The organism is Megalodesulfovibrio paquesii, assembly GCF_054653055.1.
The window spans coordinates 808792-834652 of sequence record NZ_BAAIGQ010000004.1 but is presented as its reverse complement, the minus strand read 5'-3'; the positions used below and the strand labels follow the sequence as shown (position 1 = coordinate 834652).

Sequence of the window (25861 nt, the reverse complement as noted above, 5' to 3'; positions counted from 1 at the left end):
TTCAACTGCCGTTCACGATGCGCTGTGGGCAGGCCTGGCAGGCCCGATGCAGCCGCACGCGGAATCCGGATGTCGCGGCCAGAGGCCGCCGTTGATGCTCCAGACACGTGGCCCCTTCGATGTCCCCCAGCACCGGGCAGGTGACCACGTCCCCGCCGAGCACCCGCCAGACCTTCGCTTCCAGCCCGACCAGGTCGCCAGGGTATTTGCTCCGAAGCGCCGTGCTGACCTGGGCCGGGGAGACGCCCAACTGCTTGGCCACTGCCGCCTGGCTCTCCGCGTCGCAGGCCTTGGCCAGGGTCTCCACCCAGGGCGGCAGCGGGCTCCAGTGCTGCCTCGCCACCTGCAGCGCACTCATGGCCGCGCCCCCTTCTGCGCCCCTTGCGGCCAGACCACGGCCTGGAGGTTGGGGTCATAGACCTGCTTCACCTTCTGGATCATCGGCGCCAGCGGCCCGTGCTGGCGCACCAGGCGGTACTGGTCGCCGGCACGGGTCAGGTAGCCGGCGCGGGTCAGATAATTGAGATAGGATTCCACGGCGCCGGCCTTTGCTCCCACCGTGGCCGTCAGGTCCGCCACGGTGCACACCTTGGCCATGCGGATGGCTCGCCACAGGCGCTGCTGGTCCGTCTCCGGCGCTGGCCGGCCATCCTTGGCCAGTTGCGGGGCCTGGGCCGGACGCTGCACCAGGGTGTACCGGGCTGCGGCGAAGTGTCCTGCACCGGCCTGCATCTCGCACACCCCGGCCAGGCACAGCCGGCGCAGGTATTCCCGGATTTCCCCTTTGCCTCGCAAGGTCTTGCGGTGGAGAGCCGTCACGGTGATGTCCCCGCCTGCGTCGGTCAGCTCCAGCATGGCCGTCCAAACCGCGTCATTGCCGGCCAGGGGGTGGCGTTGATCAATAGGCTTCGGAGGCATCACGCAGCCCTCCGCACGGCCGGGGTCTCCCCTTTGAAGAAGTCCCGCTTGCCCCAGGCGGCTTCGTCCGCCTGCTCCCAGCCCTCGGTCCGGGCCGCTTCCCGCACCCGTTCCAGATTGACGCAGATACGCCGCAGCCGCCCGCCGCTGGCCTGGTGCAGCCGGGCCAACAACCCCGGCGCAATGGCCACATCCGGGCAGTAGTGCCGGGCCAGCAGCTCGCAGTCCTGCACCGTAGCCGGCTGGGCCGGCAGCCAGTCCAGCATCCGGTTGTGGACGCGCTCATGCTGGGCCAGCTTGTCCGGCAGTCGCTCCTCGCCAATCAGGATGATGGGCGCGCCGCTGGCGTCGTGCAGCTCCCGCACCAGCTCGATCATGCCACGGGCCGCCAGATGGTCGGCCTCGTCGATGATCAACGGCGCATTGGCCACGGCCAGGGCTTCGACAACCTTTTCCACCATGTCCCCGATGGTCCCACGGGGCGCGAGGCCCAGCTCGGTGGCAATGGCCGTGCACAGCTTTTTCTTGGTCCAGGATGACCCCACCTCCACGTACTTGGCCCGCGCCTTGTTGGCCGCGTGGATGGCGCTCCAGGTCTTGCCGTAGCCGCTGTGCCCGTGGAACGTGGCCATGCCCGGCAGGTGCGCCGGCCGGTTGCAGACCCGCTCCACCAGCTCGGCAAAGAGCCGCACGTTTGTCAGGGGCGCAATGCCCGTGCCTGCTGCCGTCATCTCAGGCTCCTTTCTTGGCAGGGCCAACGGTGGCCTGTTTGGCAACACACAGGGGGCGTGAACATTTGTCATAGACACACACACTGCCTAGATCAGTAGGATCAAAAGCCACCTTCACCTCGCCCCCATGCTGCAGGCACAATGCGGGGTGTTCGTAACTCGTGCCATGGATCACGATGCGACCTCGTTGGGGGACTCGTTGCAACACTCTCATCTGTTCCTCCTGTTATCCCAGGGCCACTTCCCCGAACTCTTCATAGAGCCGGGCCTGGCTGAGGTATTCTGGTGTGGTGACGTAATAATCCAGCCACTTGGCTTCATGCGGCGAGAGGGCCTCGCCTCCCGTGCGCCGGGCCTCCAGGGCCTGCGCTTTGAGGAAGCGCTCACGCTTGGGGTTCCCCGCCGGGGCGGGGGCAATGGAGGCAGCCTCCAGGGGGGATAATCCCCCCTGCCCCCCCTGATCGAGTGGAATGGAGGGGGTTCGGGGGAACTCAGTTCCCCCGAGCACATATCCCTGCATCTCCACCACCTTGGCCTGCGCCCGCTTCAGCTGCGCCTTGCGGCGGCCTTCGCGGGCCTGTTCAATGGTCGATTGCGGGAAGTACGCCGCGGCGTGGCCGTCCTGCTTGGCGATGGCCAGCAGCTGGCCGTCCAGGTTGCGGACCCAGACCTTGGAGAAGTCGTGCAAATCGTAGGCAACCTGCACTTCCTGCCCGTGCATGGCCTCCAATTCCGGCGCGTAGTACTCCCGGTTGAACAGCGTCACGAGGCAGCGCCGGCAGGTGCGGATCAGATGCGGCCGGAAGAGTTCGGCGGCCTCTTCGGGCGTCGGGTGGAACAGCTCGCACAGGGGATCGCGGGCCAGCTCGGCCCAGCGTTCGTCCGGGGTCTGGTGACGGAGCTGGCCCGTCTTCGGATCTTGAATCCTGGGCAAGCCACGATGCGGCCGGGCGTTGTAGGCCCGCATCTGCTCGTCCATCCAGGCCAGATACTGATCCCAGGTCGGATACAGGGGAGAGGATCCGCGCTCCTTGATCTGCACCAGCGCCAGCTTGTGGATCTTCTTCTCAGCCTCATCATCCATGTCCCAGCCGCAGTAGCCGGGCAGCATGCGCGCACTTCGAATCCAGTTCTTCTGAAAACCCTCGATGACCCCGCGTGCCTGAGAGTTGTAGGGGATGCTGTGCTCAATGCGCACGCCCAGGCGCAGCAACAATCCGTCGCTCTCCCGTCCCAACATCTCATTCTTGAAGCCGCAGCCATTGTCCGCATAGAACAGGGCCGGAATGCCCGCCGTTTCCACGCTGTGCCGAAGGGCATCCGCCACCAGCCCGGCGGATTCATGCTCCCAGCTGCTCCAGCCCACGCACCGGCGCGAGGCAAGATCCAATACCGCCACCACCTCGGGCCGGAATGGCTGGCCATGATCCGGGTGCAGCACTTTCATGTCCTGCCGGTGGCCGTCGGACGTGTACACATCGCCGGGCAACAGTTCCTTGAACGTCCGTTTGACGTAGGCTTGCAGATTCCGCAGCGCCCGCGGCCCCATGCGGCCCTTGTTGGCCTGCACCGCACCCAGCCGCTTGATGGTCCGCTCCACGGCGCTGATGGAAGGCAGCGTCAACCCCTGGGTAACGGCCACTTCATAGCACATGGCCATGGTCGGCTTGCCGGGCCGGCGGTACAGCTTGAGGAACGGTCCCAGCCACGCCGGGGGCGCGTTGTCTGGCAATTTGGTGGGCTTTGGGGCCAGAGCATCCGGCCCCTGCCGGTCCAGCGTGGTGCGCCAGAGCCGCAGCGTCACGGCGCTCAAGGCCCGCTGTTCGCCCTTGCGGGCATTGGCCACCGCGGCCAACTCCGCCAGCCGGGGCGCCAGCGTCCCCGCCGCGACCATCTCCGCAAAGGCAGCCTCCGCTTTGAGGATGCCCACCTGCATGGATTCGGCTATCCGCCGCACGGCCTCCAGCACCCCCAGCCGCGCATCCCGTACCTCCGCCTGCCAGTCCCGTAAGGGCGCAGCCAAACAAGCCGGCACTTGTGCGGCAGGAGCCGGCCCTGACTGTGAAGCAACCAGCGGCGCGGCCTGATCCAGCACATGCGCCAAGGCCCGCTCCCGTACCGCCGCCGGCAACCCCTCCAGCAGGTACAGCCGTGCGCCGCGCGTGCCGGTGACGTAGGGCCAATCTTCGGCCTGGGCGCGCTTCCAGACGCCTTGCCTGGAGATGCCCAACGCAGCGGCCAGTACGGCTGGGGGGATCGCCTTCATGCCGCCTGCTCCGAGTGCATATCCTCAGGGAGGGCCAGATAGTCCACAGGGCAACCGAGGTCTCTCAAGACAGCCAAGACCTTACGATTGTTCTTGTTGCCGTGAATGGTCCGGGACACCATTTCAGGGGACACGTCAGCGCTTTTTGCAACTACATTAAAGCGAATTGCGTTTTTCAACGCCCATTCCTTGATTTGGAAGGGTTTCCGGCGCAGGCCGGCCCCCTGTCTGGGCATTTCCAGCCGCCGCGCCATGGCCATGGGTTGCTTGCCCGTCATCCCTAGTCCTCCAACACAGCCCGCAGGCGGGCCTTTTTCTTCTTCAGTTGCCGCTCGGTCTCTTCCAGCTCCGCAAGCTGGAGCAAGGCGACCTGTTTGCGATCGATCACCCGCGCCTCCAGGGGAGCCACCAGAGCCTGTAATGGTTCCAGCGTGTGTAAGGCCCGGCAAAATGCCACCAGTCCCCGCGCCGGCACCGGCCGGTCTGTTTCCGTTGGGTTCAGCCACTTGGCCAAAGTCTCGACGGACAACCGCCCGCCGCGCCCGGCCGAGAGCGTAATCCCGTGCTCCCCGGCCGCCTCATTCATCCAGTCAACCACCTGTTCCATACTCAGCCCCGAGGATTCATAAGCCCGCCGCATGGCTGCCTTGATGGACGGATCAACGTCCAACGAGGGAGCGAATAAAGACAGGGGCCGATTCCGATGGGGCATTGTCTGTCCAATATCCGGGTTTTTCCGGGCGTTGTTTCCTGCGACGGCAGGTGGTATTGATCACTGGGGAAACAATTACCCCACAAATGCAAGGTAAAGCTTTTTGATTTACCAGTCAACGCAAAAGGTAGAATTTAAGATTTTTTTGACGAAAGAATCTTTTTTGTAGCGCGATATCCCATAAAATACAGGGTTTGGCTTTGGAAAAACTGCAAGAAAATCAGAATGATTCGAGGTCGTTTGCTTCTCGCTTTGGCCGCCTGCTAGCAGCGACGGGAGCGAACTCCGACTCTGAGTTTGCACGCCTGTTGGGCCTAACTCAGGGCGGGATAAGCTCAGCCAAAAAAAGAGGGCAAATCCCTGCTGCTTGGATCGAACAAGTGTCTGAAAAATATAATGTTTCTGCAGATTGGCTTTTTTTTGGTGATAGAGGTTTGGTTTCAACCCAACCAGCCTCACAACCTGAGCTTGTAATGGTCAAAAAGGTAGTCGCTCGCCTTTGCGCAGGTAACGGCAGCCTGGAAACCTCGGATGACGTTGAGGGGCACCATGCTTTCCGAGCCGATTGGATTTTACGGAAAGGAAACCCTTCGCAAATGGTGTTAATGGATGTTACTGGCGATAGCATGTCACCAGTGATTGAAGATGGTGACACCGTATTAATAGACGAGAGCAAAACCGACGTATTTGCAGGCAGGATTTACGCTGTTGCAATAGATGATGAGATTCTTGTAAAATACATAGACAAAATTCCTGGGAAATATCTCCTCCGGAGCAAGAACAGTGAATATGCTCCAATAGAAATTGATTTAAAAAAAGAGGACCTGCACTTCAGGATTATCGGAAAGGTGCTGTGGTGGTGCAGAGAGGCAAGATAAGTATGCTAATCGTGTTACGAGTCCAGGCTGAACATGATTAAACTTGCCGGATTTCGGTTTACAGTTGGAGCGTAAACCAGATTGTTGAGTCTTAGTGTATCTATTTAATACTAAAGGATAAAATTCACGCGGGCCTTTTGTGCGCCAAGTTGACGATCCGCTAATCAACCGCGCAACGTGTGCGATGACGAAATCAAACCAAGTCAGTTGGTTGCGCTGGTGACGGTGATAAAAGCAATCGCGGCAAGACTTGGCCAGCAGCCCTCAAACCCCAAAAACTGATAAAAGCGCCCCTGCGGCCTTCAGACCCGCCTGGACGCTTCTAACAGCGCGGTTTCCTTCCCACTATATCCCCTCAAATCCCACCATGTCCCGCCTCACTGCCTGATAAAAGCAGCCGCTGCCCTGCAGCTGGCCGCCCTCGTGCGGTGCACGGCTCAGCATCTGGAACAGCGAATCCAGGGCCGTAGGCATGATCACCCAGGGGCAGGAGAGGAAGAAGTCAGCGAGGGACATTTCCTTGCTCCTTCTGCCCTGTCCCGAATGCCGCTCCTGGCCCTGTTCCTGGTGCTGTTCCGGGTGATGTTCCGGGCGCTGTTCCAGACGCTGCTCCAGACGCTGTTCCGGGTGGCGAAACTTCCGGCGCAGGTGGGGCAGCGGCCCGCCTGAGGCTGGAGAGGATCCGTTCCTCCTCTTCACGCTCCGCAACCACCTCCTCAAAGTCCCGCCCGCGTTCCGCCAGGGCTTCGGAGTAGGTCATCAGGTGGTTTTCCAGCGCCTTGGCCGTGGAGGCGACTTCTTTCACGGGGTCGATGTAGCCGCGTTGCGGGCCAATCCATGTGGCATTGGTGTACAGCGGCATGGCGTCGTACAAATCAGGCGCGCCGGCAGGGAGCTGCAACATGCCGGACAGCCAGGCCTCTTCAATGACCATGGCAAAATTCGGATGGCAGTAATGGCGCACAAGCCAGGTGCGATACATCATGTAAATGCGCCACGATTCCAGCAGGGCCGCCCGTGCGCTTGAGTAGTTGACCTTTGAAAAGTCCCTGGCGAGCTCTTCATAGGTAGTTCCCAGGCTGGCCGCCTGGGCGCGCAGGACGAACTCATAGAAGGCGGAAAAGTTTGGGGACGGCTTTGCCGACTCCAGCAGGTGCGGCTTTTCGTTCTTGTTGCCGTACAGGATGGTGCCGGGCTCGACGGTCTGGTAGTAGTTGGGCGCTTCGCCATCCGTCTCTTCCCGCACATAGCCCGGCAGCTGGGCCCCTTCGTCACGGGAGATGAACATGGCCATGGACGCCGTGACCACCTGCGCCAGCAGCTCGTTATCCAGGGAGTCCGAAAGGTGCCTGAACAGCGGCATGCCTGCGCTGAGGATCGATTCCCCCCGCACCTGCTCATCCTCCACATGGCGGAACAGATGAAAGCAGCCAGGGCGATGCCCGATGCGCGCGGGAATGCGCGTGAACTGGGCTGAGGACAAATCGGAGAAGCCAACGCTGGACGATATGGAAGCCTGCGGCGTGGCCAGCCAATACCATTCGGGCGCGCCGTAGCTGCCCAGCTGGACGCCATCCACGATGGAGGGATCAGCTCGCTTGTCCGCGGGAGTGCGCAGCCTTGCAGGGTGCACATCCTGCAAGGCGTGCTGGATGCGGCGTCCGGGCACATCGAGCTGCACGGGCAGGTGCAGCATCTCCCCCAGGCGCAGCATGGTGCGCAATCCCAGCAACTGCATGTCCTCAAAGTGCAGCATGCCGCGCACGTGCGCCTGCCGGGCCCAGTCCGCCCACACGGCTTCGATGTCATTTTGCAATGCAAGGGCCGCGTCCCGCGTGATGCCCAGCCGCTTGGCATTGATCCTCGACTGCGGGCGCAGGCCGGTGCCGACGGCGTTGGTGGCAATGGTGTTGATGCCGGAATTGGCAGCCCAGTCATTGGCCACCAAATCTTCGGCGCGGGCCTGTGAGAGGGCGCGCTCGCCAGCCTGCTGATCCAGGCTCATGGCCTGGGGAGGACGCCAGGCGGACACGGACCCGCGAAAGGCCCCGGCGTTGCGCGACACCCGCACAGGCGAGGGGGCAAGGGGCGCGGGCGGTGGGCTCGTTCTGGTCATCGCCCGCCCCTGTGCTGCCGGGCCACAACACGCACGGGCCCACCGCCGGAGCCGGACGAAAGAGCCTCCACCGCTCTGGCAAAGAAGGTGACCTGCCTGTCAATTTCGAACAGGTCATGACGGGTCAACTGGCGGGAACCAATCTGATAGCTCTTCCCGGTCGCAGCGGCGCGCTTGGCTTCTTTCCAAAGCGCCAGCTCCTGCATTGCTTCCTGGAGGGTATACCCGTTGTACGTGTTCGATCTCATGCCCACGCAATTACACCGGGGCAAATTGCGCGTCGTGGACCTCGTGGACGTCGTGGAACTCGTGGACGATTAATTACGCGTCCTCACCCTCCAGCCGCTCACGCCACCGCAGCAGGAACTTCTCGCAATCCGAACGGAGCACCCTGACGCCGCGGACCTTGCCAGATCGCTGCGCAGGGAGCTCGCCAGCGTTGACCAGGTTATAAAAATGCGACTTGGAGCACTCAAGTATCTTGCAGGCTTGTTTCCAGTTTACCGTGGATTCGGGCATGGCTAGCTCCTGCGCAGTGCGGCAAGGCGTTCTGCCGCGCTGCCGGCTTGAGGCGACTGGAGAGGGCGTGCAGCGGCCTGCTTCGAGACTGGCGACTGCGGATTTGGCGATGCCGTCCTGGGCGCCTGGCGATTGCGAAGCCCCAACTCCCACGCCCCCACCAGGCACATGACTTCGCAGTCCCAGAAGTGATTGGCCCGCTGCTTGGGATTTTCCCAGGTCAGCGTTTCCGGGTTGAACACTTCGGCACACATTTCCCGCGCATATTCCTCAAGCATGCCCGTGGCCTCAGCCGACTTCGACCGCGACGCGGTGTTGGCGTGCAGCCAGAACGTGCCAGGATCCCCCGGTGAGATGCTCAGCTTTTCGGACAAATCGCCCTTGAAGAACGTCGTATCCACCCGGCGCAGCAGAATCCCATTGGGGATTTTGATCTTTTGCCCTTTCGCGTCCGGGAAGAACTCAATGGGCGTGTACGCCACCGGCGTCGCCTGGCTTTGCTTGCCCTGATAGGCCATGGCCCGCGGACGCTTTGCGCACCATGCATACACCTGTTTCGTGCGCCCCGATGCGCCCATGGCGTCTATGACAGCCACCTTCACCCGGTATTCGTTCCCGGCGGCGTCACGGTAGACGCTTTTCCAGAGCAGCTCGTCCAGTGCGGCGAAGGTGGGAGCTGAGCCGGCCTGGATCAGCCAGCTTTCCTCCTCCGGGCCATAGCCGAAGGCGCGGATGACGTACCGGAAGTAGTGCGCCTGGGTGTCGATGCCGGCCACCAGGGCCGCGACGCGCTGAGCTCCGTCTCTCACCCCCGGCACCACCCCGCGCGGCCGGGTGTCGCACAGGGCCAGGATGGCGTCCTCCCGGCGTTCAGCTCGCAGGGCCACCCAGGGTTCGGCCTTGTGCTGGTTCATGAAGTCTTTCAGGTCCTGCAGCCGGCCGCTTTTCTCCCACTTCAGGAAGGCATGGGCGACCTCGGAGAGGGACACAAAATAGGACAGCCAGGACGGGATATGAAAAGCAATTTTCGTGGGGCGCTGCGTTTCCAGATGCGTGAAGAGCTCCAGGCCCGATCCCCGTTCGATCCATTGCCCCCTGCGCACGGCCCGGTCGCGGTCCGCGTCGTCCCATTGCTGCGGGCAGTGGGCGCACTGATAGACCGCCAGATTGTTTTTGAGGACCAGTTCCGGATCCCGCACGTCCGCCGGCCAGCAGATGTTGTCAAACACCATGGCTTGCTGCGCCCCGCAGTGGGGGCAGGCGACGTGCCAGTCAAACCGCGCATGCGCTTCTTCCGAAAACGCCACCCAGATCGGGCCGCGCTCCTCCGTGGGCGTGGATATCTTCAGCACCAGCCTGCGGCCCCGCCAGGTGATCGTCCGCTTCTCTGCAAGGGCTTCGGAGCTGGCTTCCCTCTTTGAGTTCAGATACTTGTCGATTTCATCCAGGATCAGCAGCCGGATCGGGCGGCTCCCCAGCCGGGAGACCGATCCCGACCACCCCAGATAGATGGGCATGTGCCGCAGATTGATCCGGATGCTCGATTCGTCCCCTAAAGCGCCCGTCAGGTGCTTGCGCAGCCGGGGCGAATCCTCGAACATGGGCAGAATGCGATCCTTGGCCACGTCCTTCGCGGTGTCGCGATCCGGGTAGACCACCATCGCCGGGCCAGGGGCATGATCTGCCGAGTGCCCCAGGATGTTGATGGCCATCTCGGTCAGGGCCGTCTGCGGGGCTTTGCAGGCAATGCCCATCTCCACCCCAGGAAACCGCAGGGCGTCCATGAGGCTTGGCAGGTAGGGGGTGAAGGTGTGCTTCCACCTGCCGGGGATGCTGGACAAACGCACCACCCGGTGCCGCTCCGCCCACACGGATGGCGTTTCAGGCCTGCGCCTGCGCAGCACCTGGCGCTCCGATTCGCTGAACCGGAAGGCCGTCCGCAAGCGCCCGCCACAGCGTTGCACCAGATACGGCGGCATCCAGTCAGGCATGGGGCCAGACAACTCGCAGCGCGTTCCGTTATGCGTCTTCATGCTCAGCCTGACCGGCTGCATCTGCCTCTTCGTCCGCATGGATATTCACCTCAAATTCCATTTCACGTGCATACTCATTGCTTGCGGCATCGATGATCCGTTCCAGGGCCTGCACCAGCGCGCGCGCACGCGTGGGCCTGCCACCGACCGACGTCACCAGATCGAGGGCCGCGGCCTCCACTTGCGACTTCAAACCTGCATTGAAGGCCACGGCCCGCGCGGCCAGCTCCTGATCCACCTGCTCCCGCAACACGTACCGGCCTTCCAGCACCGCGGTTTTCCGCTCTTCCCGCCTGGCCACGGCCTCCTTGATGCGTATGTCCGCCTCTTCCTTGCGCCGCTGCCGTTCTTCCGCATCCCTGGTGCGTCCATCAGGCGTTGTTTCCAACGGCAGGGAGGCCGCATACCGATCCACATCGCGCTTCCGGAAGCAGTGTTGCTCCTTTCGGAGGAGGCCCGCTTTAATATCCTCGTACAGTTTTGTTTTCGCGATCTTTCTTCCAGCGTCTTGCAAATACCGCAACACTTCACCGGGATTCTTGAAGTCTTTTGCTGTGGTGTCATGCATTGCTATACCCACTAGGCAATAACACAGCAGTCAGGTTTGCAAGTTTGTTGCGCACTCACAAGCGACAGGATAAACTCAATAATGCATTCTGCATGCCCGCGACACCTCAGGCACTCCTTTTGGTAATACACCCAATGCCACGGGGTTCGCGTCGCAGGGCACGGCATGAGGAGGCCGGCATCATTGCAGCCCTTGCCCGCATAACATGTCTGTAAATACGACAATGGTGGGGCCCCTTCAGGCAATTGCACATCCTCCGGCGGCATGTCCGGAGTCGCGCCCTGCCACCGCCTCGCCTGCCGAGGGCCGTTATTCTGGTGAGGACGCTGCCCCCCTCCCCCAGCAGGCAAACCGCTTGCATAAGCTCCCAGGCTCCCCCCGCCTTGCCCTGCTTCCGTCGCCTGTGCCGGCCCTGGCGATGGCATTGGCGACGACATTGGCGACGGGCCTGCTTCGGGCAGGGCGGCGCGCACCCATGCTGCGAGATTCAGGCCCAGTCCATAGGCCTCGCCAGGGTCTTTCCCGACCGGCACGGGCCAGCGCTGTGCATTGGGATACTGTTTCTGCCACCATGCCCAGCCTTGGGCGCCGGGGCGCTTGCCGTCTTTGTCCGGGGGATCAAAGTCCAAGGCCACCAGGATGAGCGGGGATTGGCGCAGGAATGCGTGGGCCAGGGCATCCGGTTTGCCCAGGTTGGTCAGGGAGGCCATCACGCCAACCTCGCCACCGCAGGCATGGTGCACGGCCATGGCGTCCAGTTCGGCTTCCACAATGACCCACACGGCACGGGCCGGGGCCACACTGGCAGGCGGCAACACCATGGGCGCCTGGCCAGACCCTTCCAGCAGGATGAACTTGCTCTCCCCGACGCGCAGGTCGCCAGCGCGCCGGCGGATGCGCAGTCGGTGCACTTCCTGGCCAGCCCACAAGGGGATGACGACGCCACGCGGCAGCCACAGCGTCTTGCGCACCTTGGTGCCGTCGCTGTTCAGCTTGTCAGGCAGACCAAACGCGGCGCGGGGGCGATACAGGCACGTCCCGCTTTTGTCCTCGCCTTCGAACAGGCCCAGCCGGTATTGTTCCACCGCGGCGCGCGGCAGGCCGCGGCCGGCCAGGAAGTGGAGCGCCGCAGCGCTTTCAAGGATCCGGCCATGCGCCTCGGTGGCCATTTTGGTTGCCTGGGCCCGCCATTTCGCAGACGGCATCTCCCAATGCCGCGGCTCCCATGCGCCGTCAGCACGGGGCTGGCGCAAGAGCCGTATCCGGCGCGCCGGTTTTGACGTGTCGATGCGCAGCTCGCGGCAGGCCCCGGCAAAGTCCAGACCTTCCGCGTACATGAGCAGGTCGATCAAATCGCCGCCCTTGTCGCAGCGCCGGCACCACCAGGTTCCGGTGAGGCCGGCCTGCTGGCAAGCTGCGCCACCCTCCTGATTCGGCCAGGACCGAAAGCGGTCATCCCCACCACAAACCGGGCAGGGGCTGCACCACTCGCCGCCCTTGGCCGCGCTGATACGGCGGGGCTTGGCTCCCTTTGCGCGCAGGTAGTCCAGCAGGAAGTCATGCATGCGTGCGCCCCTCCCAACGCCCCAGGAAGGCGGGCCATGCTCCTGTACCCAACTTACTATTTTTACTATTCTTTATTTCATTTTGGGAGGATGGGAGGGAGTACGATATGTCCATGCAGGCGCGAGAAGACACATATCGCGCCTGCGGGGAGTCGGGCAGAGACGCTCCCAAGCTCCCAAGTCCGCGGCTGGTGCGGGTTTGCGGGCGGGTGGTTCCAGGAAAATGCGGGATAATGGGACGTTGGCCCTGGGGAAGACAGTCATGAGAAAGACAGCCGGGCATGGTCATGACCGCCTCCAGGAGGATCTGTCCTCGTCGTCCTGGGCATCCTGGAATTCGGCCAGCACCCCCGGCCGGATGGTGATTCCCAGGTAGTACATCACACTGGATTTTTTCGTGGGGATGCCCTTGCGGTCCAGGGTCTGCGTCAGTCGCTTTGGTGAATAGGCGTACGCATTGCCGAGGGTCTTCTTGCACCACCAGTTGCATACGGCGGCGAATTCCGATCCAGGCGTCCGGGTCTTCCAATCCATGCCAGACGCCGGCGGCTCCTCCCGTTCACAGCAGTCGTGGAGGAACTGCCCGATGTCATCGAACTGATCCCGTTGCTCGCGTGTATAGGCCGTGACCTTCTCCGGCGGGCACAGTCCATGCTTCAGGTAGTCCAGGCACCCTTCCACCAGCCTGGCCAGGATGCCCGACCGCTCCTCCTCCAGCCGCGCTGCCATGTGCGGATCGCGCTTGCGTTCGTCCGGGGCCTGGGGGTCATCCACAAACCGGATGGGCCAGTGGACGGCATGCAGCCGGGTCCAGAAGGCGTCATCATCCGACTTCATCTTGGGCAGTTCATTGGTGAGGAAGAAGAGCAGATGGGTCTGCTCCCAGGAGGTCATCAGCTTGTCATTGATGCCCCGCGCCGTGATGATGGAGCCGCCGGTCAGGTCCTTCAGCTTGCTCATGGCCATTTTCTGTCCGGCCTCACCCTCGGAGGCAAAGGCGATCCGCGCACCGCGCAGGGCCATGATGTCCGGCTCCGGCTGGGAGCCGGAACGCTGAAAGGTCTGTTGCAGCAGCATGGCCGTGGGGATTTTGATGGTAAGCGCCTTCCCGAGGATCTTGCTCACCACCTTCATCAGGGTGTCCTTGCCATTGCGCCCGCGCGGGCCGTGGAAAATGGCCCAGATGTGATCATCCCTGACCCCTAACAGCCCGTACCCCAGCAGCCGAAGGATGTAGCGGATCAGCTCTTCATCGCCATCAAAACTGGAATGCAGAAACTCCATGAAGGCGGGGCTTGGCGTCTCCAGGCCGGTCCATTCCGTGGGGCAGGCGTTCAGGATGTACTGGTCCGGTTGCCCTGGAGACACCTTGCCGGTGCGCAAGTCGATGACGCCATTCGGGCAAGCCAGCAGATATGGCTGCTTGTCGAGCTCCTCGCCAGTGATGCACAGCGGTTCATCAATGGTGGCAGCGCACTCCAGCAGGTTTTCCCGTCCAGATTTGTCACGCAGCACATTCAACCGCTTGTACACAAGCTTTGCGAGGTCGGACCCTTCTTCGGCCTCCGGGTTTTCAAGCAGGATCCGTTGATACTCCTCGCAAACGCGCTCCACTGCGGCCAGGGAACGGCGGTTGTTGATGTCCTCATCCCAGTAGTGGCCATTCCAGTACAGCCACCTCCCCCACCGCTCCACATACAGGAACTTGCCTCGATGCATGGCGGCGTAGAGGTTCGCATCCCCCACGCGGTTGCCGCGCAGGCAGGTCATCAAAAAGCTCATTGGCAGCTTTTCTTGCTGTTGCCCTGCAACCTTTTCGATGCTCAGGGACTCTTCGTGCACCCGAGCTTCAATTTGCGCGATGATGGCGTCTTTATTCATATTCCCCGAACTCATGACGCCCTCCCGCGGCTATTGGAAGTCCTGTTGCCACACCAGCGAATTCCGTTTTTCCGCGACCATATTCCGGACATCGCGAAAAACACCCGAGATGCGCGCACCCGCGGAGGCGTTTGCAGCCAGGAAGGACCCGCCGCCCCTGGGAGCTTTGGATGGAATCTGGGGAGAGGGGTGGAAGGGGAGGGGGAAAAGCGAGAGGGCGAGAGGCAGGAGGGCAAGAGCGGGCTATGCCCGCGAAAGGATACGGCCGCGAAGCTCACGGCCACGACGCAGCTGCTGCAGGAGTGGCCACTTCGTGCAACGCTCTTCGCGGCCGTGTTGTGGGATGCAAACCAGAGGAGGAACACAATCTCCCCCACACCGCCCCCACGCTTCCCCCACATGGCGGGGCACAGGGGTGAACCCATGGCTGGCAAAGGAAGAATGCGGGGGAGCGTGATGAAGACGCGGTGTTCTGGCGCTGTGGGGGAGACGTGGGGGAGAAAAAGGGACGCGCAAAAATCAAACGGGTTAGCAAAAGCCGCAGCTCTCGCTAACCCGTTGATTTTTTTGTGGTGCCGAAGGGGAGAGTCGAACTCCCACGGCCTTGCGACCACTAGACCCTGAACCTAGCGTGTCTACCAATTCCACCACTTCGGCACTGGAGGGGATGCTTCTATCCAAGCCGTCGGTTCTTGGCAAGTGAAAAAATGCGGCTGCAGAAATTTGGGCAAAAGAAAGCGCTCCTGTTCAGGGCGGGAGCGCTGCATCGACTGTGGGTGGTGCCGAAGGGGAGAGTCGAACTCCCACGGCCTTGCGACCACTAGACCCTGAACCTAGCGTGTCTACCAATTCCACCACTTCGGCACTGGAGAGACGCTTCTATCCAAGCTGGACGCCCTTGGCAAGCGTTTTTTTGCCTGGCTGCGGATTTTTCTTGACGCGCCGGGCAACTCCCCTCCAGCATATCCCTTCCATGTGGATGCTTGTGCTGGATGCTTGTCAGGTGCCGACGGGCTGTGCCATGGGGTCCGCAAAGGAGTGCCGGACGTGCAGTTTGATATGGAAGCCCTGCTTCGGGCTTCGGACGAGGCCCTCTACCGGGTCAATGCCGCCGGGCGCGACGGCTATGCCCTGTATTCGGACCCCACCCCCACCGTTGCGGAACCATGCCACTGCGTGATGTAGCCCGGCCGGCCTGCAGGGGCAGGGCCGCCTTGCCCCGATGGACGTTTTAGGGTAGCCAGAGAGCCGGTCTCCGGCCCGCAGCCGGGGTTGTGCCGCGTTGCACCCGTCGCGCGCGGCCCCCGGCTTTCTACCACCCGTTTTTTCGCACCCAAGCACACTCATGCTCATCGCCCGCACCCGCCAGGAAATCACCCTGGATCTGTCCGCAGGCAGCTGCGTCACCATCGGCAACTTTGATGGCGTGCACAAAGGCCACCAGACCCTTATCCACCGCGTGCTGGGCAAGGCCAGGGCCCGCGGGCTCGCGTCCGTGGTGGCCACCTTCTGCCCGCATCCCCTGCAGGTACTGGTGGGGCCCCACACCCCGCCCTTCATCACCATCCGCGAGCAGAAGCTGGACCTCATCGAGGCCATGGGCGTGGACATGACTCTTCTGCTGGAGTTCACCAAGGCCATGGCCGCCATGGAGCCCGAGGATTTTGTCAAAACCTATCTGGTGGACTGGATCAACTGCAAGGAACTCGTGGTGGGCTATGACTGGTCCTTTGGCAAGGGCCGCAAGGGCAATTTCGACGTCATCCAGGCCCTGGGCCAGCAGTACGGCTTCCGCTGCGAACGCATGCCCCCGGTGATGATCAACGACGCCGTGGTCAGCTCCACCCGCATCCGCGACCTGATCAAGGCCGGCGATGTCTGGGAGGCCCGCTGCCTGCTCGGCCGGTACTACGCCGTCCGCGGCACGGTCATCCACGGGCACAACCGCGGCGGCCGGCTGCTCGGCTTTCCCACGGCCAACCTGAAACTGGAGAACGAGGTCCGGCCGCGCAATGGCGTCTATGCCGTCTGGGTCAACCTGAACGGCAACCGCCCCGGCGGCGAGGCCTTGGCCGGCGTGGCCAACATCGGCCTGAACCCCACCTTTGGCAATACGGACGTCAGCGTGGAAGTGCATATCATGGACTTCGATGCCGACCTCTATGACAAGGACCTCCACGTGCATTTTGTCCAGTTCATCCGGCCGGAACAAAAATTCTCCGGAGTGGATGCCCTGGTGGCGCGCATCACTGAGGACGTGGCCCTGGCTCGGCGTATCCTGGCGGAACCCGAAGCCAACTGCTGGGCCCCGGCCTGAGTGCTGCCATGGTCCCGACCAAGTTCTCAAGCGTCAACGCGCAACTGCGATACTGGCTCAACCACTGGCGGGCCCTGGTCAACACCTACCGGACCATCGGCTCCGTCCGCTGGCTCCTCCTGGGCATTGGGGTGGGGGTGCTGGCCGGGCTGGTGGCCTCTCTGTTTTTTTTCCTGGTGGAATATCTCCACCACATTTTTTTGATTGAATGGGCAGGCCTGCATCTGCCCCCGGCCGATGGCGAGGTGCTCTTCCACGGCGAGCCCGGCGGGGTCTATCGCCCCTGGCTTGTGCCGGTCCTGCTGGCGGCGACCGGGCTGCTGACCGGCTGGCTCGTCCAGCACGTCATCCCGGAAACCCGGTTCGGCGGCACGGACGGCACGGACGGGATGATCAAGGCCTTCCACCAGCAAAGCGGCATCATCCGCCCCCTGGCGCCGCTCATCAAGGGAGCCACCAGCATCCTGACCCTGGCCACGGGCGGCAGCGCCGGCCGGGAAGGCCCCATCTCCCAGCTGGGGGCGGGGCTGGGCTCCTGGCTGGCCCTCAAGCTAGATCTTTCGCCCAAAGAACGGCGCATCCTGCTGCTGACCGGCGCGGCCGGCGGCCTGGGGGCCATCTTCCGGGCTCCCATGGGCGGGGCGCTCACGGCCATCGAAGTCATCTATGCCGAAGACTTCGAGGCCGAAGCCGTGCTGCCTTCGGTGCTTTCCTCCGTGGCAGCGTACACGGTCTTTGCGCTGATTTACGGCACGGCGCCGCTCTTCTCCATTCCGCAATTTCAGTTCAACAATTTTCTGGAGCTTCCGTTTTATCTGGTCCTGGCGATGTTTTGCGCGGCCACGGGCTGGGTGTACGTGCGCATTTTCCGCTGGGTGAAGTATTCGTTGTTCACCCCCCTGGCCGACCGCATCGGCCTGCCGGCCACGGCGGCCCTGGGCGGGCTGCTGGCCGGACTCCTGGGAATTCAGTTCCCGCAAGTGCTTTCGGGCGGCTTTGGCTGGGTGGAAGAGGCCATTTTGGGCAACATGGCTGTGACGGCCATGCTGGCAGTGATCTTTTTGAAGATCGTGGCCACGTCCCTGACCCTTGGATCGGGCATGAGCGGCGGGATGTTCGCGCCGGCGCTGTTTGTGGGCGGCATGAGCGGCGGTGTGGTGGGCTTTACGGCTCATGCGCTCTTTCCGGATATCGTCACCCAGCCCGGCGCGTTCGTGCTGGTGGGCATGGCCGCGTTCTTCACCGGGGTGGCCAAATCGCCCATCGGGCCGATCATGATGGTCTGCGAACTGACCAAGGGCTATGGTCTGCTGGCGCCGCTGATGCTCTCCTCGGCCTTGTGTCTGGTCTTCAACCGCAAGGTCCATCTGTATGAAAACCAAGTGGATAACAAGTTCGAATCCCCGGCCCACCGCTCCGACGCCACCATCAACATCCTGGAGCGCCTGCGCGTGGAGGATTACTATGCCCGCGGCCCGGTGGTGGTGCTGGAGGAGCATGTGTCCCTCAAGGCACTGACGGACATCATCTGCCACACCAACCAGCTCTGCTTCCCCGTGCGCAACGCCGATGGCGAGATCAAGGGCCTCCTGACCATGGAGGACGTGCGCCGCGTGCTCTTTGAGGATTCGCTCTTCGACCTCATCCTGGTGCGCGACCTGCCGCTCAGGCCCGTGAGCACCCTGACACCCGAGGATGACCTGTACACGGCGCTCCTGGCCTTTGTGGGCCATAACGTCAGCCAGATCCCGGTGCTGCCGGCCCTGCCGCCCGCGGAAGCCCCGGATGGCGGGCTCAAGGCCGTGCCGCTGCTCCTGGGCATGCTCAACCGCGAAGATGTCTTTGCTGCGTACAACCAGGCCATCAAGACCATGCGGGAAGAAAGCTGAGGCAGACAGTCAGGCAAGGGGGAAAACAGGAGCAGAACGCATCTCCCCCAAAAAGGGGCCCTGCGGCCCCCTTCCTACGTTGACGTCGGTTCCGGCTCTGTTGCCGTCATGCCCCGCAAAGCCTCGGGGCCGTGCACCACGGCGGCCACCAGCCCCAGGGCCCGGATGGGGTCAGGATGCTGGAAGATGTTCCGGCCCACGCAGGCGCCCATGACGCCGCACTCCAGGGCCACGTTCAATTCGACCAGAAACTGCTCGAAGTCCGAACGCGCCGCGCCGCCGGCCACCAGCACCGGCGCCGGGCAGCTCTCCACGGCGTCGGCAAAGGACCGTGGATCCAGGGGCATGGGCGCGCAGACGAGATCTGCCCCAAGCTCGCCGCCCACCCGGATGGCATGACCGATAAGGCTGGGGTCGCGCTCGTTCACGATTTGTCCGCCGCGGGGGTAGATCACGGCCATGACCGGCAGACCCAGCTGGTGGGCGTCTTCGCAGGCCGAACCGAAATCCGTGAGCATGCGGTCTTCCAGGTCGTTGCCGATATTCATATGGATGCACACGGCGTCCGCGCCCACGCGCAGGGCTTCGGCCGCGCTGCAGACCAGACTCTTCATATAGGTAGGCAGGCCGTGCTTGGTACCGGCGGAGAGCTGGACCACCACCTGCACCGCAGGGTCCACCTTGGTGGCGTAGGCCCGGGCCATGCCGCGGTTGAGCACCACCCCCTGCACCAGCCCCTGCGCCGGCGGCTGGCCGATGGCCTCCAGCAGCGTGGTCATGTGCATGAGGCCGGGAAGCATGCCATCGCTGGCGCCGTGGTCCAGGGTGAGCACAAAGGCCCGTTTGCTGGGGGCAGTAAAGAAACGCTTAAGCCTGCGCATCACGCCAATCATGGAATGTCCTTGGCAAATGGAAAATGAAAGGGACGCCGGGGGTGCTGGCCATCCGGAAACTCAGCGGGCTGTCCACAGCGCCCGGGAGCCTTTGGCCTGGAGCCACCCCAACGCCAGGTCTCCATACCACAACCCTGCGGCGCGTGTCTTGCCCTGGCCGGGCGGAAGGGTGGGCATGGGCAGGGCCCGGCCTTCAAAAAGACCGGTCAACTCCGCCGGTTCCCTGGCCACGACGCATGGCAGGCCGGCGGCCTCTGCCTGTGCCAGTCCATCCGGCCCCTGGGGCAGAAGGCTCCAGGCGCGAGGATGCATCGCCAGGCCCTTGGCGGTCAAGCGCCCCATGGGCACCGCCTGCCAGCGCAGGGCCGCGGGCAGCCGGGCCAGGGCCAGGCGTGGCAGCAGGTGGCAGCTGCCGGAAAAATCATAGACTTCGCCATCCCAGGCCTCGGGGCTGGCCCCGGCGGCGCGCACGAGCAGGGGCGAGACAGGCATGCCCGGTGGCGGCTCGCCGCACTGGGGCAGGGCGGCATCGTCCCTGCACCCCTCCTGCGCCCCCGGCTTGGTGAAGCAGGCCAGAAAAAAGCCCTGGGCGCGGCTTTCCTCGCCATCCACCAGCAGGCAGTCCTGCGGGCCAAAGGGCGGCTCCGGGGTTTTGAATACAAAGCCCGGCGGCGGCGTCACGGGGGCGAGCTCCAGGGGCAGCGTCTCCAGGGCCCAGGCCACCTGACGCTCGTTCTCCTCCACATTGGTGGTGCAGGTGGAATAGACCAGCCGGCCGCCGGGAGCCAGCAGCCGGGCGGCCTCCCTCAGCAGCAGCCGCTGGAGGCCGACGAGGGGGGCGACCTTGTCCCCTTTCCAGAGGGCTGCGACCTTGGGATGCTTCTCCACCGTGCCCCAGCCGCTGCAGGGCGGATCGCACTGGATATGGCTGAAAAAATGGTCCGGCAGAGGCAGGGATTGCCCTTCATGCCGGCAGGTGACGACATTGAGGCGCTGCGTTTCCAGCAAGGTCCGCCGCAGGGTGGCCAGGCGCTCGGGATTGGGCTCGTTGGCCACCACACAGCCTGTGGGGCCGACCAGCTCGGAGAGAAAGCCGGTTTTGGAGCCGGGACTGGAGCACATGTCCAGCACCATGGCCCCTGGCGGCGGGTTCAGCACCACCGGCGGCAGCATGGAGGAGGCGTCCTGAATGTAAATTCTTCCAAAGCGCGCGGCCAGGGTCCGGCCCAGGGGGATGGGCTCGGCCAGGGCGCGGGCGGCGATGTCATGCAGGGGCAGCGGCTCCCAGGGCAGCCCTTCCGCAGCCAGCAAACCGGCCACGGCCAAGCGTTCCCGGGCCGGCCCCACAAAGCGGAAGGTCCGGCCGGAGCTGCGTTCCGGAGAAGAGACGGGGTGTTTCATGGCTTCTGGAGGCATGCCGCCCCACCGGCAACTTGTCAATCTTTCACATTTCAAACAGGCATCCTTGCCACTTCGTAATCCGTGGCGGGCCGTTGCCTCTGGACGGCAGCGCAAGGATGGACTATTGCGCCTTGATAGTCCGGCTGGTTCGACTTACATAAGCAAGAACCCTTTCCTGCCTTCTTTCCGTCTTTGCAAGGAGTCTCTATGCGACTGCTTCAGCGTCTCGCGGGGCTTTTCATCCTGGCTATGTGCGGCGCCCTGTTTGCGACCGCTGCCCAGGCCGCGGAAAAAACCTTTGCGGTGCTGCCCTTTTCCGTGAACGGCCCGCAACAGTACCAGTATCTGTCCAAGGGCCTGCAGGACATGCTTTCTTCCCGTCTGTACTGGAAGGACCATGCCCGCCCCATGGCCCAGCTGCCAGCGGAATTGCCCGCCGCCAAGGACATGACCCCCGAAAAGGGCCGCGAGCTGCTGGGACGGCTGCGGGCCGATTACCTGATCTGGGGCAGCGTGACCGTGATGGGCAACGATGCCAGCATCGACCTGCGCGCCATGGATGCCAAGGGCGGCCAATGGCCCCAGAGTGGCACCGTGAAGCTGGATAACCTGATCCCCTCCCTGGAGGGCATTGCCCGCAAGCTGAGCGCCGAGGCCTTTGGCCGCACCTCTGCCTCCGGCACGGCCCCTGCCAGCAGCAGCGATGCAGGCAAGGCCACGGAAAAGGTCAACGCCATGAACCCGGCGCTGGTGCACAACCAGGCGGATCAGAGCAAGGAATTCTACCTTAACCCGCAGTTCCGCTACGCCGGGGACTCCCAGTCCGAAGGCCGCCTGCGTTCGCAAAGCCTGGCTTTCGCCTCGGCCGGCATGATTGCCGACGACTTTGATGGCGACGGCAAGCGCGAGATCATCATCATCGACGACACCAAGGTCTACGCCTATCACTTCGATACGGACATGACCCTGAAGCAGATTGCCGTCTATGAAGCGCCGGTGAGCCTCTCCAACCTGCACGTGAGCGCGGTGGATTACAACAACGACAAGCGCAAGGAAATCATCGTCAGCGCCGTGCGCACCACCAAGGCCGGCAACCACGACAAGTACGAAAAGTACGAGCCGCGCAGCTACGTCCTTTCCTTCGACGGCAGCAAGCTGAATCTGATCAAGGATAATATCAAGCTTTACCTGAACGCCATCAACACGCCCCCCCGCTTCGAGGCCAAGCTCTATGCCCAGAAGCCCGGCCGCCAGAAGCTCTTTGACAAGGGCATTTACGAAGCCATCCCCTCGCAGAACGGCTTTGACCTCGGCTCCATGCTCTTTGCTCCGGACCAGGCCAACGTCTTCAACCTGGGCTACCTGCCCCAGCCTGACGGCTACAAGATGCTTGTGGTGGACAAGGATGACTACATCCTCGTCTTCACCGATACCGGCGAACGTCAGGCCCGGACCGACAAGCCCTACTTTGGCTCCTTTGTGGGCATGTTCGAGGACATCATGCCCGAAGGCTTCGAAGACGAAGTTCTCATGCGCGACAAGTACTACATCCCTATGCGCATGGTGCCCTTCAACATGGATGGCGACAACCGCTACGAACTGCTGGTCAACCGGCCCATCTCCATGGCCGCCCAGTTCTTCCAGCGCTACCGCTACTTCCCCCAGGGCGAAATCCACTCCCTGTACTGGGACGGCGTGGGCATGAACCTGGTCTGGAAGACCCGCAGCATCAAAGGCTCGGTGGTTGATTACGGCATCACCGACATCAACAACGACGGCATCACTGACCTCTACGTGCTCGTGAACACCCACCCCGGCGCCCTGGGCCTGAACAACCGCAAGTCCATCGTGCTGGTCTATCCGCTGGATATGTCCCAGTCCGACCGGGCCATCGACCAGGAGTTCAGCGGCGAACCAACCAGCCGCCTGACCGAGTAGCCTGCCGCGTGCAGTGGAGCGCCCCCTTCGGGGGGCGCTTTTTTTTTTGCCCGACGCCCTCGCCGCCCCGGCGCAGATCTTGACGCACTGCGCCGCGCCGTCTAATCCCAGCGGGACATGTTCAGTCTGTATCTTGCGCAAGCAGTCACATCCGGCCTGGCGCTGGGGGCGGTCTATGGCCTGATGGCCCTGGGCTTCTGCCTCATTTACAACGCCTCCAAGCTCATCAACTTCGCCCAGGGCGAGCTGTTGCTGCTCTCCGGCCTGGGAATTCTTTCACTCGTCCAGGCCCTGCATCTGCACTGGACCCTGGGCATTCTGGCTGCCTGCCTCTGGGGCTTTCTGCTGGGCATCTTCCTGTACGCCACCACCCTGGGCCTGACCATGCGCGCCCACCCGCTGCGCCAGCTCATGCTCACCGTGGCCGCCAGCCTCATCTGGCAGGGTCTGGCCATTCTCATCTGGGGCAAGCAGCCGGTGGTCCTGCCGCGCATGGCTCCCCTGCCGGATCTGCGTCTGGGCGCGCTGTATTTTTCGCAGGACACGGTCACGGCGCTGGTCCTGTCCCTGACGGCCGGCGTGCTCCTGCATCTTTTTCTGCGGCACACGCGCACGGGCACGGCGGTACGGGCCGTATCCATGCACCCCCTGGCCGCCACGCTGCAGGGGGTCAATCCCATCCGCACTTATGCCATCTGCTTTGCCCTTTCCGGGGCCCTGGCCGCCCTGGCCGCCCTGTGTGTGGGGCCGCAGACCATGCTCCGGCACGACATGGGCTTTGCCGTGGGGCTCAAGGGCTTTGTGGCTGCCACCGTGGGTGGCTATTCCTCCCTGGGACGCGTGTTCCTGGGCGGCATCTTCCTGGGCATTCTGGAAGCCGGGCTGGTGCTGACATTCGGCAACGAACTCAAGGAAGCGCTGACGTTCCTGCTGCTCATCGTGCTGCTGGTGGTCATGCCGTTGGGAGAAAAGCATGCCCAGGCCAGATAACGTCCAGCTCCCCTCCATCCAGCCCGCCCGCGTGTTTGCCGAAGGACGGGGATGGAGCTTTCTGGGATTTTTCGGCGTGCTCGCCGCCGTGGGCCTGCTGGCCCCTTCCTATGAGCTCCTGGCCGTCAACCAGCATCTGCTGCTGTGCCTGAACGTGCTGGCCCTCAATTTCTGCCTGGGCCTCGGCGGACAGGTCTGCATGGCCCAGGGCGCATTCTGCGGCATGGGGGCCTATCTCTCGGCCATCCTGCATCAGTATTACCCCGGCGGCAGCCTGTGGATTCTGCCGGCCGCAGCGCTGCTGACGGCCGCCGTGGGCGCGGCCGTGTCCCGCCCGCTGGAACAGCTGCATTCCGGCTTTCTGGCCATGGCCACGGTGGGGGTGCACAGCATCTTCATCAATGTGGTGCTGGCCTTTCCGGCCCTGAGTGGCGGGGCGGAAGGCATGGTCAACGCCTGGCCCCTGCGTCTGCCCGAGGCCCTGGGCGGCGCAACGCTGACCGGCGACCAGTTCTATTTCATCGCCTTCGCGCTGCTCCTCTTCGGCGCGGCCTACGTCTATGCGGCGTTGGAGTCGTCCCGGCCCGGCCGGGCCCTGCTGGCCTGCCGGGAAGATCCCCTGGCCGCCTCTTCCTGTGGCATCAACCGGCCCGGCATCCGCGCCCAGGCCTTTGCCATCGGCGCGGCCCTCTCCTGCCTGGCCGGCAGCCTGTACGGGCACTACGCCGGCTTCATCAGCCCGCGGCAGTTCGATCTGGGCCTCTCGCTCAAAACGCTCCTGTATCTGGTCATCGGCGGGCAGGGGCGGCTGTTTTCCCCGCTGGTGGCCGTGGTGATTCTGGAAGCCCTGCTGACCAGGCTGGACTTTCTCGGCGATGCGCGCTCCCTGGTCCAGGGGCTGCTGCTGGCCGTGGCGCTGGTGCTCGGCCCGGCCATGCGGGGCCAGCTTTCGCCGCGCCGGCTGCTGACCAGCCTTCGCCGGGCCGGCACGCCCTCTGCCTAGCCTTCCGGCCCGGGCTGTGCTACAGACAGCCATTCCATCCCTTCAAGGAGATTCGGCCATGCGCAGCGTTCTGGGCAGCATTTTCCGTCGTATTGCACCGCTGGCTTTGCTGGTGGCGCTCATGGTTCCGGCACACGGGTTCGCCGCCGAACCCATCAAGGTGGGCGGCCTCTTCGCCAGTTCCGGCAAGTCGGCCTTTGTCGGCACGGCCAGCCGGCTGGTGGCCGAAATGGCCGTCAAACAGATCAACGATGCTGGCGGCATCCTGGGACGTCCGCTGGAAATGGTCATCTACGACACCGAATCCGACCCCAACATTGCCCTGCAGAAAGCACGGCAACTGGTGGAAAAGGATCAGGTCCTGGCCATCATCGGCCCCACCACCACCGGTGGCGGCATGGCCATCAAACAGTACACCGAAACCCAGAAAATCCCCTCCATCATGACCGTGGGCGGGGACGCCATCGTCGCCGGCGGCAAGTACGGCCCCTTCCATTGGACCTTCAAGGTGCCCCAGCGCACCGAGACGGCCGTGAAGAAGATTTACAGCCTGCTCAAGGCCCGCGGCCTGAAGACCGTGGCGGTGCTCACCGCCCAGGACGGCTTTGGCCAGGACGGGCTGATGCACCTGGAAGCCCAGGCTGCCAACTACAGGCTCAGCGTCGTGGCCAAGGAAACCCTGGACCCCAAGGACAGCGACTACTCCGCCCAGGCCTTCAAGCTGACCGTGACCAACCCCGATGCCGTGGTGGTCTGGGTCATCGGCCCCTCCGGCGCCATTGCCCAGAAGAATTTCAAGGCCCTGCCCAATTACGCCGGGCTGGTGGTTCAGTGCCACGGCCAGCCGGATCCCAAATTCATCGAGCTGGCCGGCGCTGCCTCCGAAGGCGCGCTCATGCCCAGCACCAAGCTCATGGCCCCGGAAACCCTGTCTGAAGACGACCCGCAGCGGCCGGTCATCAAGAAATTCATCGCCGACTACACCGCCAACGGCTACGACAAGGAATTCCCCATCAACACCCACTCCGGCTACGCCCTGGACGCCCTCCTGCTGCTCAAGGCCGGGCTGGAAAAGGCCGGCACAGCGGACCGCGCCGCCCTGCGCGATGCTTTGGAACAGCTCAAGGGTGTGGTTGGGGTCTCCGGCGTGTTCTCCATGACCCCCGAAGACCACAACGGCCTGGACGAGGCCTCCATGCTCATGTTGCAGGTCAAGGACGGCGCGTTCCACGTCGCCCAGTAG

25 protein-coding genes and 2 tRNA genes are annotated in these 25861 nt (G+C 63.5%); 8 read left to right on the top strand and 19 right to left on the bottom strand.

Annotated elements, in window-relative coordinates:
* Position 1: 1 nt before the first annotated feature.
* Genes ACYQ00_RS06340 through ACYQ00_RS06310 form a run of 7 tightly spaced genes read right to left on the bottom strand, consistent with a single transcriptional unit; the run spans position 2 to position 4627 of the window.
* Positions 2–358 carry a hypothetical protein gene (locus ACYQ00_RS06340; RefSeq protein WP_460030537.1) on the bottom strand — a complete coding sequence of 119 codons (357 nt, stop codon included), beginning with the start codon at positions 356–358 and terminating at the stop codon, positions 2–4.
* The gene (locus ACYQ00_RS06335) at positions 355–918 is read right to left on the bottom strand and encodes a hypothetical protein (protein WP_460030536.1); all 564 of its coding nucleotides are present in this window, start codon (positions 916–918) and stop codon (positions 355–357) included. The genes ACYQ00_RS06340 and ACYQ00_RS06335 overlap by 4 nt, the downstream gene beginning before the upstream one ends.
* Positions 918–1649, bottom strand: a complete 732-nt coding sequence (locus ACYQ00_RS06330) for an AAA family ATPase (protein WP_460030535.1) — start codon at positions 1647–1649, stop codon at positions 918–920. Before ACYQ00_RS06330 ends, ACYQ00_RS06335 begins: the two co-directional genes overlap by 1 nt.
* Position 1650: 1 nt before the next feature.
* On the bottom strand, positions 1651–1863 hold the full coding sequence (locus tag ACYQ00_RS06325; protein ID WP_460030201.1) for a Mu transposase C-terminal domain-containing protein: 213 nt from the start codon (positions 1861–1863) through the stop codon (positions 1651–1653).
* A gap of 12 nt (positions 1864–1875) precedes the next feature.
* Complete coding sequence (locus tag ACYQ00_RS06320) at positions 1876–3915, bottom strand: Mu transposase C-terminal domain-containing protein (protein ID WP_460030534.1); 2040 nt, start codon at positions 3913–3915, stop codon at positions 1876–1878.
* Complete coding sequence (locus ACYQ00_RS06315) at positions 3912–4193, bottom strand: hypothetical protein (protein WP_460030533.1); 282 nt, start codon at positions 4191–4193, stop codon at positions 3912–3914. Before ACYQ00_RS06315 ends, ACYQ00_RS06320 begins: the two co-directional genes overlap by 4 nt.
* A 2-nt stretch (positions 4194–4195) precedes the next feature.
* On the bottom strand, positions 4196–4627 hold the full coding sequence (locus tag ACYQ00_RS06310; RefSeq protein ID WP_460030532.1) for a hypothetical protein: 432 nt from the start codon (positions 4625–4627) through the stop codon (positions 4196–4198).
* A 200-nt stretch (positions 4628–4827) separates the two neighbouring features.
* Here ACYQ00_RS06310 and ACYQ00_RS06305 point away from each other — a divergent pair, with 200 nt between their 5' ends.
* The gene (locus tag ACYQ00_RS06305; RefSeq protein WP_460030531.1) at positions 4828–5505 is read left to right on the top strand and encodes a S24 family peptidase; all 678 of its coding nucleotides are present in this window, start codon (positions 4828–4830) and stop codon (positions 5503–5505) included.
* Between the two features lie 345 nt (positions 5506–5850).
* On the opposite strand, the gene ACYQ00_RS06300 is transcribed toward ACYQ00_RS06305, so the two are convergent.
* From ACYQ00_RS06300 to ACYQ00_RS06255, 10 genes are all read right to left on the bottom strand, one after another.
* Complete coding sequence (locus tag ACYQ00_RS06300) at positions 5851–6021, bottom strand: hypothetical protein (RefSeq protein WP_460031309.1); 171 nt, start codon at positions 6019–6021, stop codon at positions 5851–5853.
* The gene (locus ACYQ00_RS06295) at positions 6008–7621 is read right to left on the bottom strand and encodes a phage portal protein (RefSeq protein WP_460031308.1); all 1614 of its coding nucleotides are present in this window, start codon (positions 7619–7621) and stop codon (positions 6008–6010) included. The genes ACYQ00_RS06300 and ACYQ00_RS06295 overlap by 14 nt, the downstream gene beginning before the upstream one ends.
* Entirely contained in the window at positions 7618–7869 is a 252-nt protein-coding gene (locus ACYQ00_RS06290; RefSeq protein ID WP_460031307.1) for a DUF6148 family protein, read from the bottom strand. Before ACYQ00_RS06290 ends, ACYQ00_RS06295 begins: the two co-directional genes overlap by 4 nt.
* Positions 7870–7942: 73 nt before the next feature.
* Positions 7943–8140 (bottom strand): helix-turn-helix transcriptional regulator, encoded by a 198-nt coding sequence (locus ACYQ00_RS06285; RefSeq protein ID WP_460031306.1) that lies wholly within the window; start codon positions 8138–8140, stop codon positions 7943–7945.
* Positions 8141–8142: 2 nt separating this feature from the next.
* Positions 8143–10131 (bottom strand): terminase gpA endonuclease subunit, encoded by a 1989-nt coding sequence (locus ACYQ00_RS06280; RefSeq protein WP_460031305.1) that lies wholly within the window; start codon positions 10129–10131, stop codon positions 8143–8145.
* A 28-nt stretch (positions 10132–10159) separates the two neighbouring features.
* The gene (locus tag ACYQ00_RS06275; RefSeq protein WP_460031304.1) at positions 10160–10588 is read right to left on the bottom strand and encodes a hypothetical protein; all 429 of its coding nucleotides are present in this window, start codon (positions 10586–10588) and stop codon (positions 10160–10162) included.
* 164 nt (positions 10589–10752) lie between these two features.
* Positions 10753–12306, bottom strand: a complete 1554-nt coding sequence (locus ACYQ00_RS06270; RefSeq protein WP_460031303.1) for a primase-helicase zinc-binding domain-containing protein — start codon at positions 12304–12306, stop codon at positions 10753–10755.
* 285 nt (positions 12307–12591) lie between these two features.
* Positions 12592–14202, bottom strand: coding sequence for a DNA primase family protein (locus tag ACYQ00_RS06265; RefSeq protein ID WP_460031302.1), 1611 nt, complete (start codon positions 14200–14202; stop codon positions 12592–12594).
* Between the two features lie 555 nt (positions 14203–14757).
* A tRNA-Leu gene (locus tag ACYQ00_RS06260) sits at positions 14758–14844 on the bottom strand.
* A 120-nt stretch (positions 14845–14964) separates the two neighbouring features.
* A tRNA-Leu gene (locus ACYQ00_RS06255) sits at positions 14965–15051 on the bottom strand.
* 183 nt (positions 15052–15234) lie between these two features.
* On the opposite strand from ACYQ00_RS06255, the gene ACYQ00_RS06250 reads away from it, so the two are divergent.
* The 3 genes from ACYQ00_RS06250 (at position 15235) to ACYQ00_RS06240 (ending at position 18393) form a co-directional block, all read left to right on the top strand.
* Positions 15235–15372, top strand: coding sequence for a hypothetical protein (locus ACYQ00_RS06250; RefSeq protein WP_460031301.1), 138 nt, complete (start codon positions 15235–15237; stop codon positions 15370–15372).
* A gap of 160 nt (positions 15373–15532) precedes the next feature.
* Positions 15533–16504, top strand: a complete 972-nt coding sequence (locus ACYQ00_RS06245; protein ID WP_460031300.1) for a bifunctional riboflavin kinase/FAD synthetase — start codon at positions 15533–15535, stop codon at positions 16502–16504.
* An 8-nt stretch (positions 16505–16512) separates the two neighbouring features.
* Complete coding sequence (locus tag ACYQ00_RS06240; RefSeq protein WP_460031299.1) at positions 16513–18393, top strand: chloride channel protein; 1881 nt, start codon at positions 16513–16515, stop codon at positions 18391–18393.
* Between the two features lie 74 nt (positions 18394–18467).
* On the opposite strand, the gene ACYQ00_RS06235 is transcribed toward ACYQ00_RS06240, so the two are convergent.
* The gene (locus tag ACYQ00_RS06235) at positions 18468–19286 is read right to left on the bottom strand and encodes a class I fructose-bisphosphate aldolase (RefSeq protein WP_460031298.1); all 819 of its coding nucleotides are present in this window, start codon (positions 19284–19286) and stop codon (positions 18468–18470) included.
* A gap of 60 nt (positions 19287–19346) precedes the next feature.
* Positions 19347–20702 carry an RsmB/NOP family class I SAM-dependent RNA methyltransferase gene (locus tag ACYQ00_RS06230; RefSeq protein WP_460031297.1) on the bottom strand — a complete coding sequence of 452 codons (1356 nt, stop codon included), beginning with the start codon at positions 20700–20702 and terminating at the stop codon, positions 19347–19349.
* A gap of 192 nt (positions 20703–20894) precedes the next feature.
* On the opposite strand from ACYQ00_RS06230, the gene ACYQ00_RS06225 reads away from it, so the two are divergent.
* The 4 genes from ACYQ00_RS06225 to ACYQ00_RS06210 all read left to right on the top strand — a co-directional run bounded on the left by ACYQ00_RS06225 (position 20895) and on the right by ACYQ00_RS06210 (position 25861).
* Positions 20895–22625, top strand: coding sequence for an FG-GAP-like repeat-containing protein (locus tag ACYQ00_RS06225; protein WP_460031296.1), 1731 nt, complete (start codon positions 20895–20897; stop codon positions 22623–22625).
* A gap of 117 nt (positions 22626–22742) precedes the next feature.
* Positions 22743–23615, top strand: a complete 873-nt coding sequence (locus ACYQ00_RS06220) for a branched-chain amino acid ABC transporter permease (protein ID WP_460031295.1) — start codon at positions 22743–22745, stop codon at positions 23613–23615.
* Entirely contained in the window at positions 23599–24618 is a 1020-nt protein-coding gene (locus ACYQ00_RS06215; protein WP_460031294.1) for a branched-chain amino acid ABC transporter permease, read from the top strand. The genes ACYQ00_RS06220 and ACYQ00_RS06215 overlap by 17 nt, the downstream gene beginning before the upstream one ends.
* Positions 24619–24676: 58 nt before the next feature.
* Positions 24677–25861, top strand: a complete 1185-nt coding sequence (locus ACYQ00_RS06210; protein ID WP_460031293.1) for an ABC transporter substrate-binding protein — start codon at positions 24677–24679, stop codon at positions 25859–25861.

Excerpts from the sequence above, each read along its gene's own strand:
- ACYQ00_RS06310 (WP_460030532.1), bottom strand. The coding sequence starts at position 4,627 with ATGCCCCATCGGAATCGGCCCCTGTCTTTATTCGCTCCCTCGTTGGAC.
- ACYQ00_RS06220 (WP_460031295.1), top strand. The coding sequence starts at position 22,743 with ATGTTCAGTCTGTATCTTGCGCAAGCAGTCACATCCGGCCTGGCGCTG.
- ACYQ00_RS06280 (WP_460031305.1), bottom strand. The coding sequence starts at position 10,131 with ATGCCTGACTGGATGCCGCCGTATCTGGTGCAACGCTGTGGCGGGCGC.
- ACYQ00_RS06265 (WP_460031302.1), bottom strand. The coding sequence starts at position 14,202 with ATGAGTTCGGGGAATATGAATAAAGACGCCATCATCGCGCAAATTGAA.
- ACYQ00_RS06335 (WP_460030536.1), bottom strand. The coding sequence starts at position 918 with ATGCCTCCGAAGCCTATTGATCAACGCCACCCCCTGGCCGGCAATGAC.
- ACYQ00_RS06215 (WP_460031294.1), top strand. The coding sequence starts at position 23,599 with ATGCCCAGGCCAGATAACGTCCAGCTCCCCTCCATCCAGCCCGCCCGC.
- ACYQ00_RS06330 (WP_460030535.1), bottom strand. The coding sequence starts at position 1,649 with ATGACGGCAGCAGGCACGGGCATTGCGCCCCTGACAAACGTGCGGCTC.
- ACYQ00_RS06285 (WP_460031306.1), bottom strand. The coding sequence starts at position 8,140 with ATGCCCGAATCCACGGTAAACTGGAAACAAGCCTGCAAGATACTTGAG.
- ACYQ00_RS06315 (WP_460030533.1), bottom strand. The coding sequence starts at position 4,193 with ATGACGGGCAAGCAACCCATGGCCATGGCGCGGCGGCTGGAAATGCCC.
- ACYQ00_RS06225 (WP_460031296.1), top strand. The coding sequence starts at position 20,895 with ATGCGACTGCTTCAGCGTCTCGCGGGGCTTTTCATCCTGGCTATGTGC.
- ACYQ00_RS06240 (WP_460031299.1), top strand. The coding sequence starts at position 16,513 with ATGGTCCCGACCAAGTTCTCAAGCGTCAACGCGCAACTGCGATACTGG.
- ACYQ00_RS06245 (WP_460031300.1), top strand. The coding sequence starts at position 15,533 with ATGCTCATCGCCCGCACCCGCCAGGAAATCACCCTGGATCTGTCCGCA.
- ACYQ00_RS06210 (WP_460031293.1), top strand. The coding sequence starts at position 24,677 with ATGCGCAGCGTTCTGGGCAGCATTTTCCGTCGTATTGCACCGCTGGCT.
- ACYQ00_RS06340 (WP_460030537.1), bottom strand. The coding sequence starts at position 358 with ATGAGTGCGCTGCAGGTGGCGAGGCAGCACTGGAGCCCGCTGCCGCCC.
- ACYQ00_RS06300 (WP_460031309.1), bottom strand. The coding sequence starts at position 6,021 with ATGTCCCTCGCTGACTTCTTCCTCTCCTGCCCCTGGGTGATCATGCCT.
- ACYQ00_RS06235 (WP_460031298.1), bottom strand. The coding sequence starts at position 19,286 with ATGATTGGCGTGATGCGCAGGCTTAAGCGTTTCTTTACTGCCCCCAGC.
- ACYQ00_RS06320 (WP_460030534.1), bottom strand. The coding sequence starts at position 3,915 with ATGAAGGCGATCCCCCCAGCCGTACTGGCCGCTGCGTTGGGCATCTCC.
- ACYQ00_RS06290 (WP_460031307.1), bottom strand. The coding sequence starts at position 7,869 with ATGAGATCGAACACGTACAACGGGTATACCCTCCAGGAAGCAATGCAG.
- ACYQ00_RS06230 (WP_460031297.1), bottom strand. The coding sequence starts at position 20,702 with ATGCCTCCAGAAGCCATGAAACACCCCGTCTCTTCTCCGGAACGCAGC.
- ACYQ00_RS06270 (WP_460031303.1), bottom strand. The coding sequence starts at position 12,306 with ATGCATGACTTCCTGCTGGACTACCTGCGCGCAAAGGGAGCCAAGCCC.
- ACYQ00_RS06295 (WP_460031308.1), bottom strand. The coding sequence starts at position 7,621 with ATGACCAGAACGAGCCCACCGCCCGCGCCCCTTGCCCCCTCGCCTGTG.
- ACYQ00_RS06325 (WP_460030201.1), bottom strand. The coding sequence starts at position 1,863 with ATGAGAGTGTTGCAACGAGTCCCCCAACGAGGTCGCATCGTGATCCAT.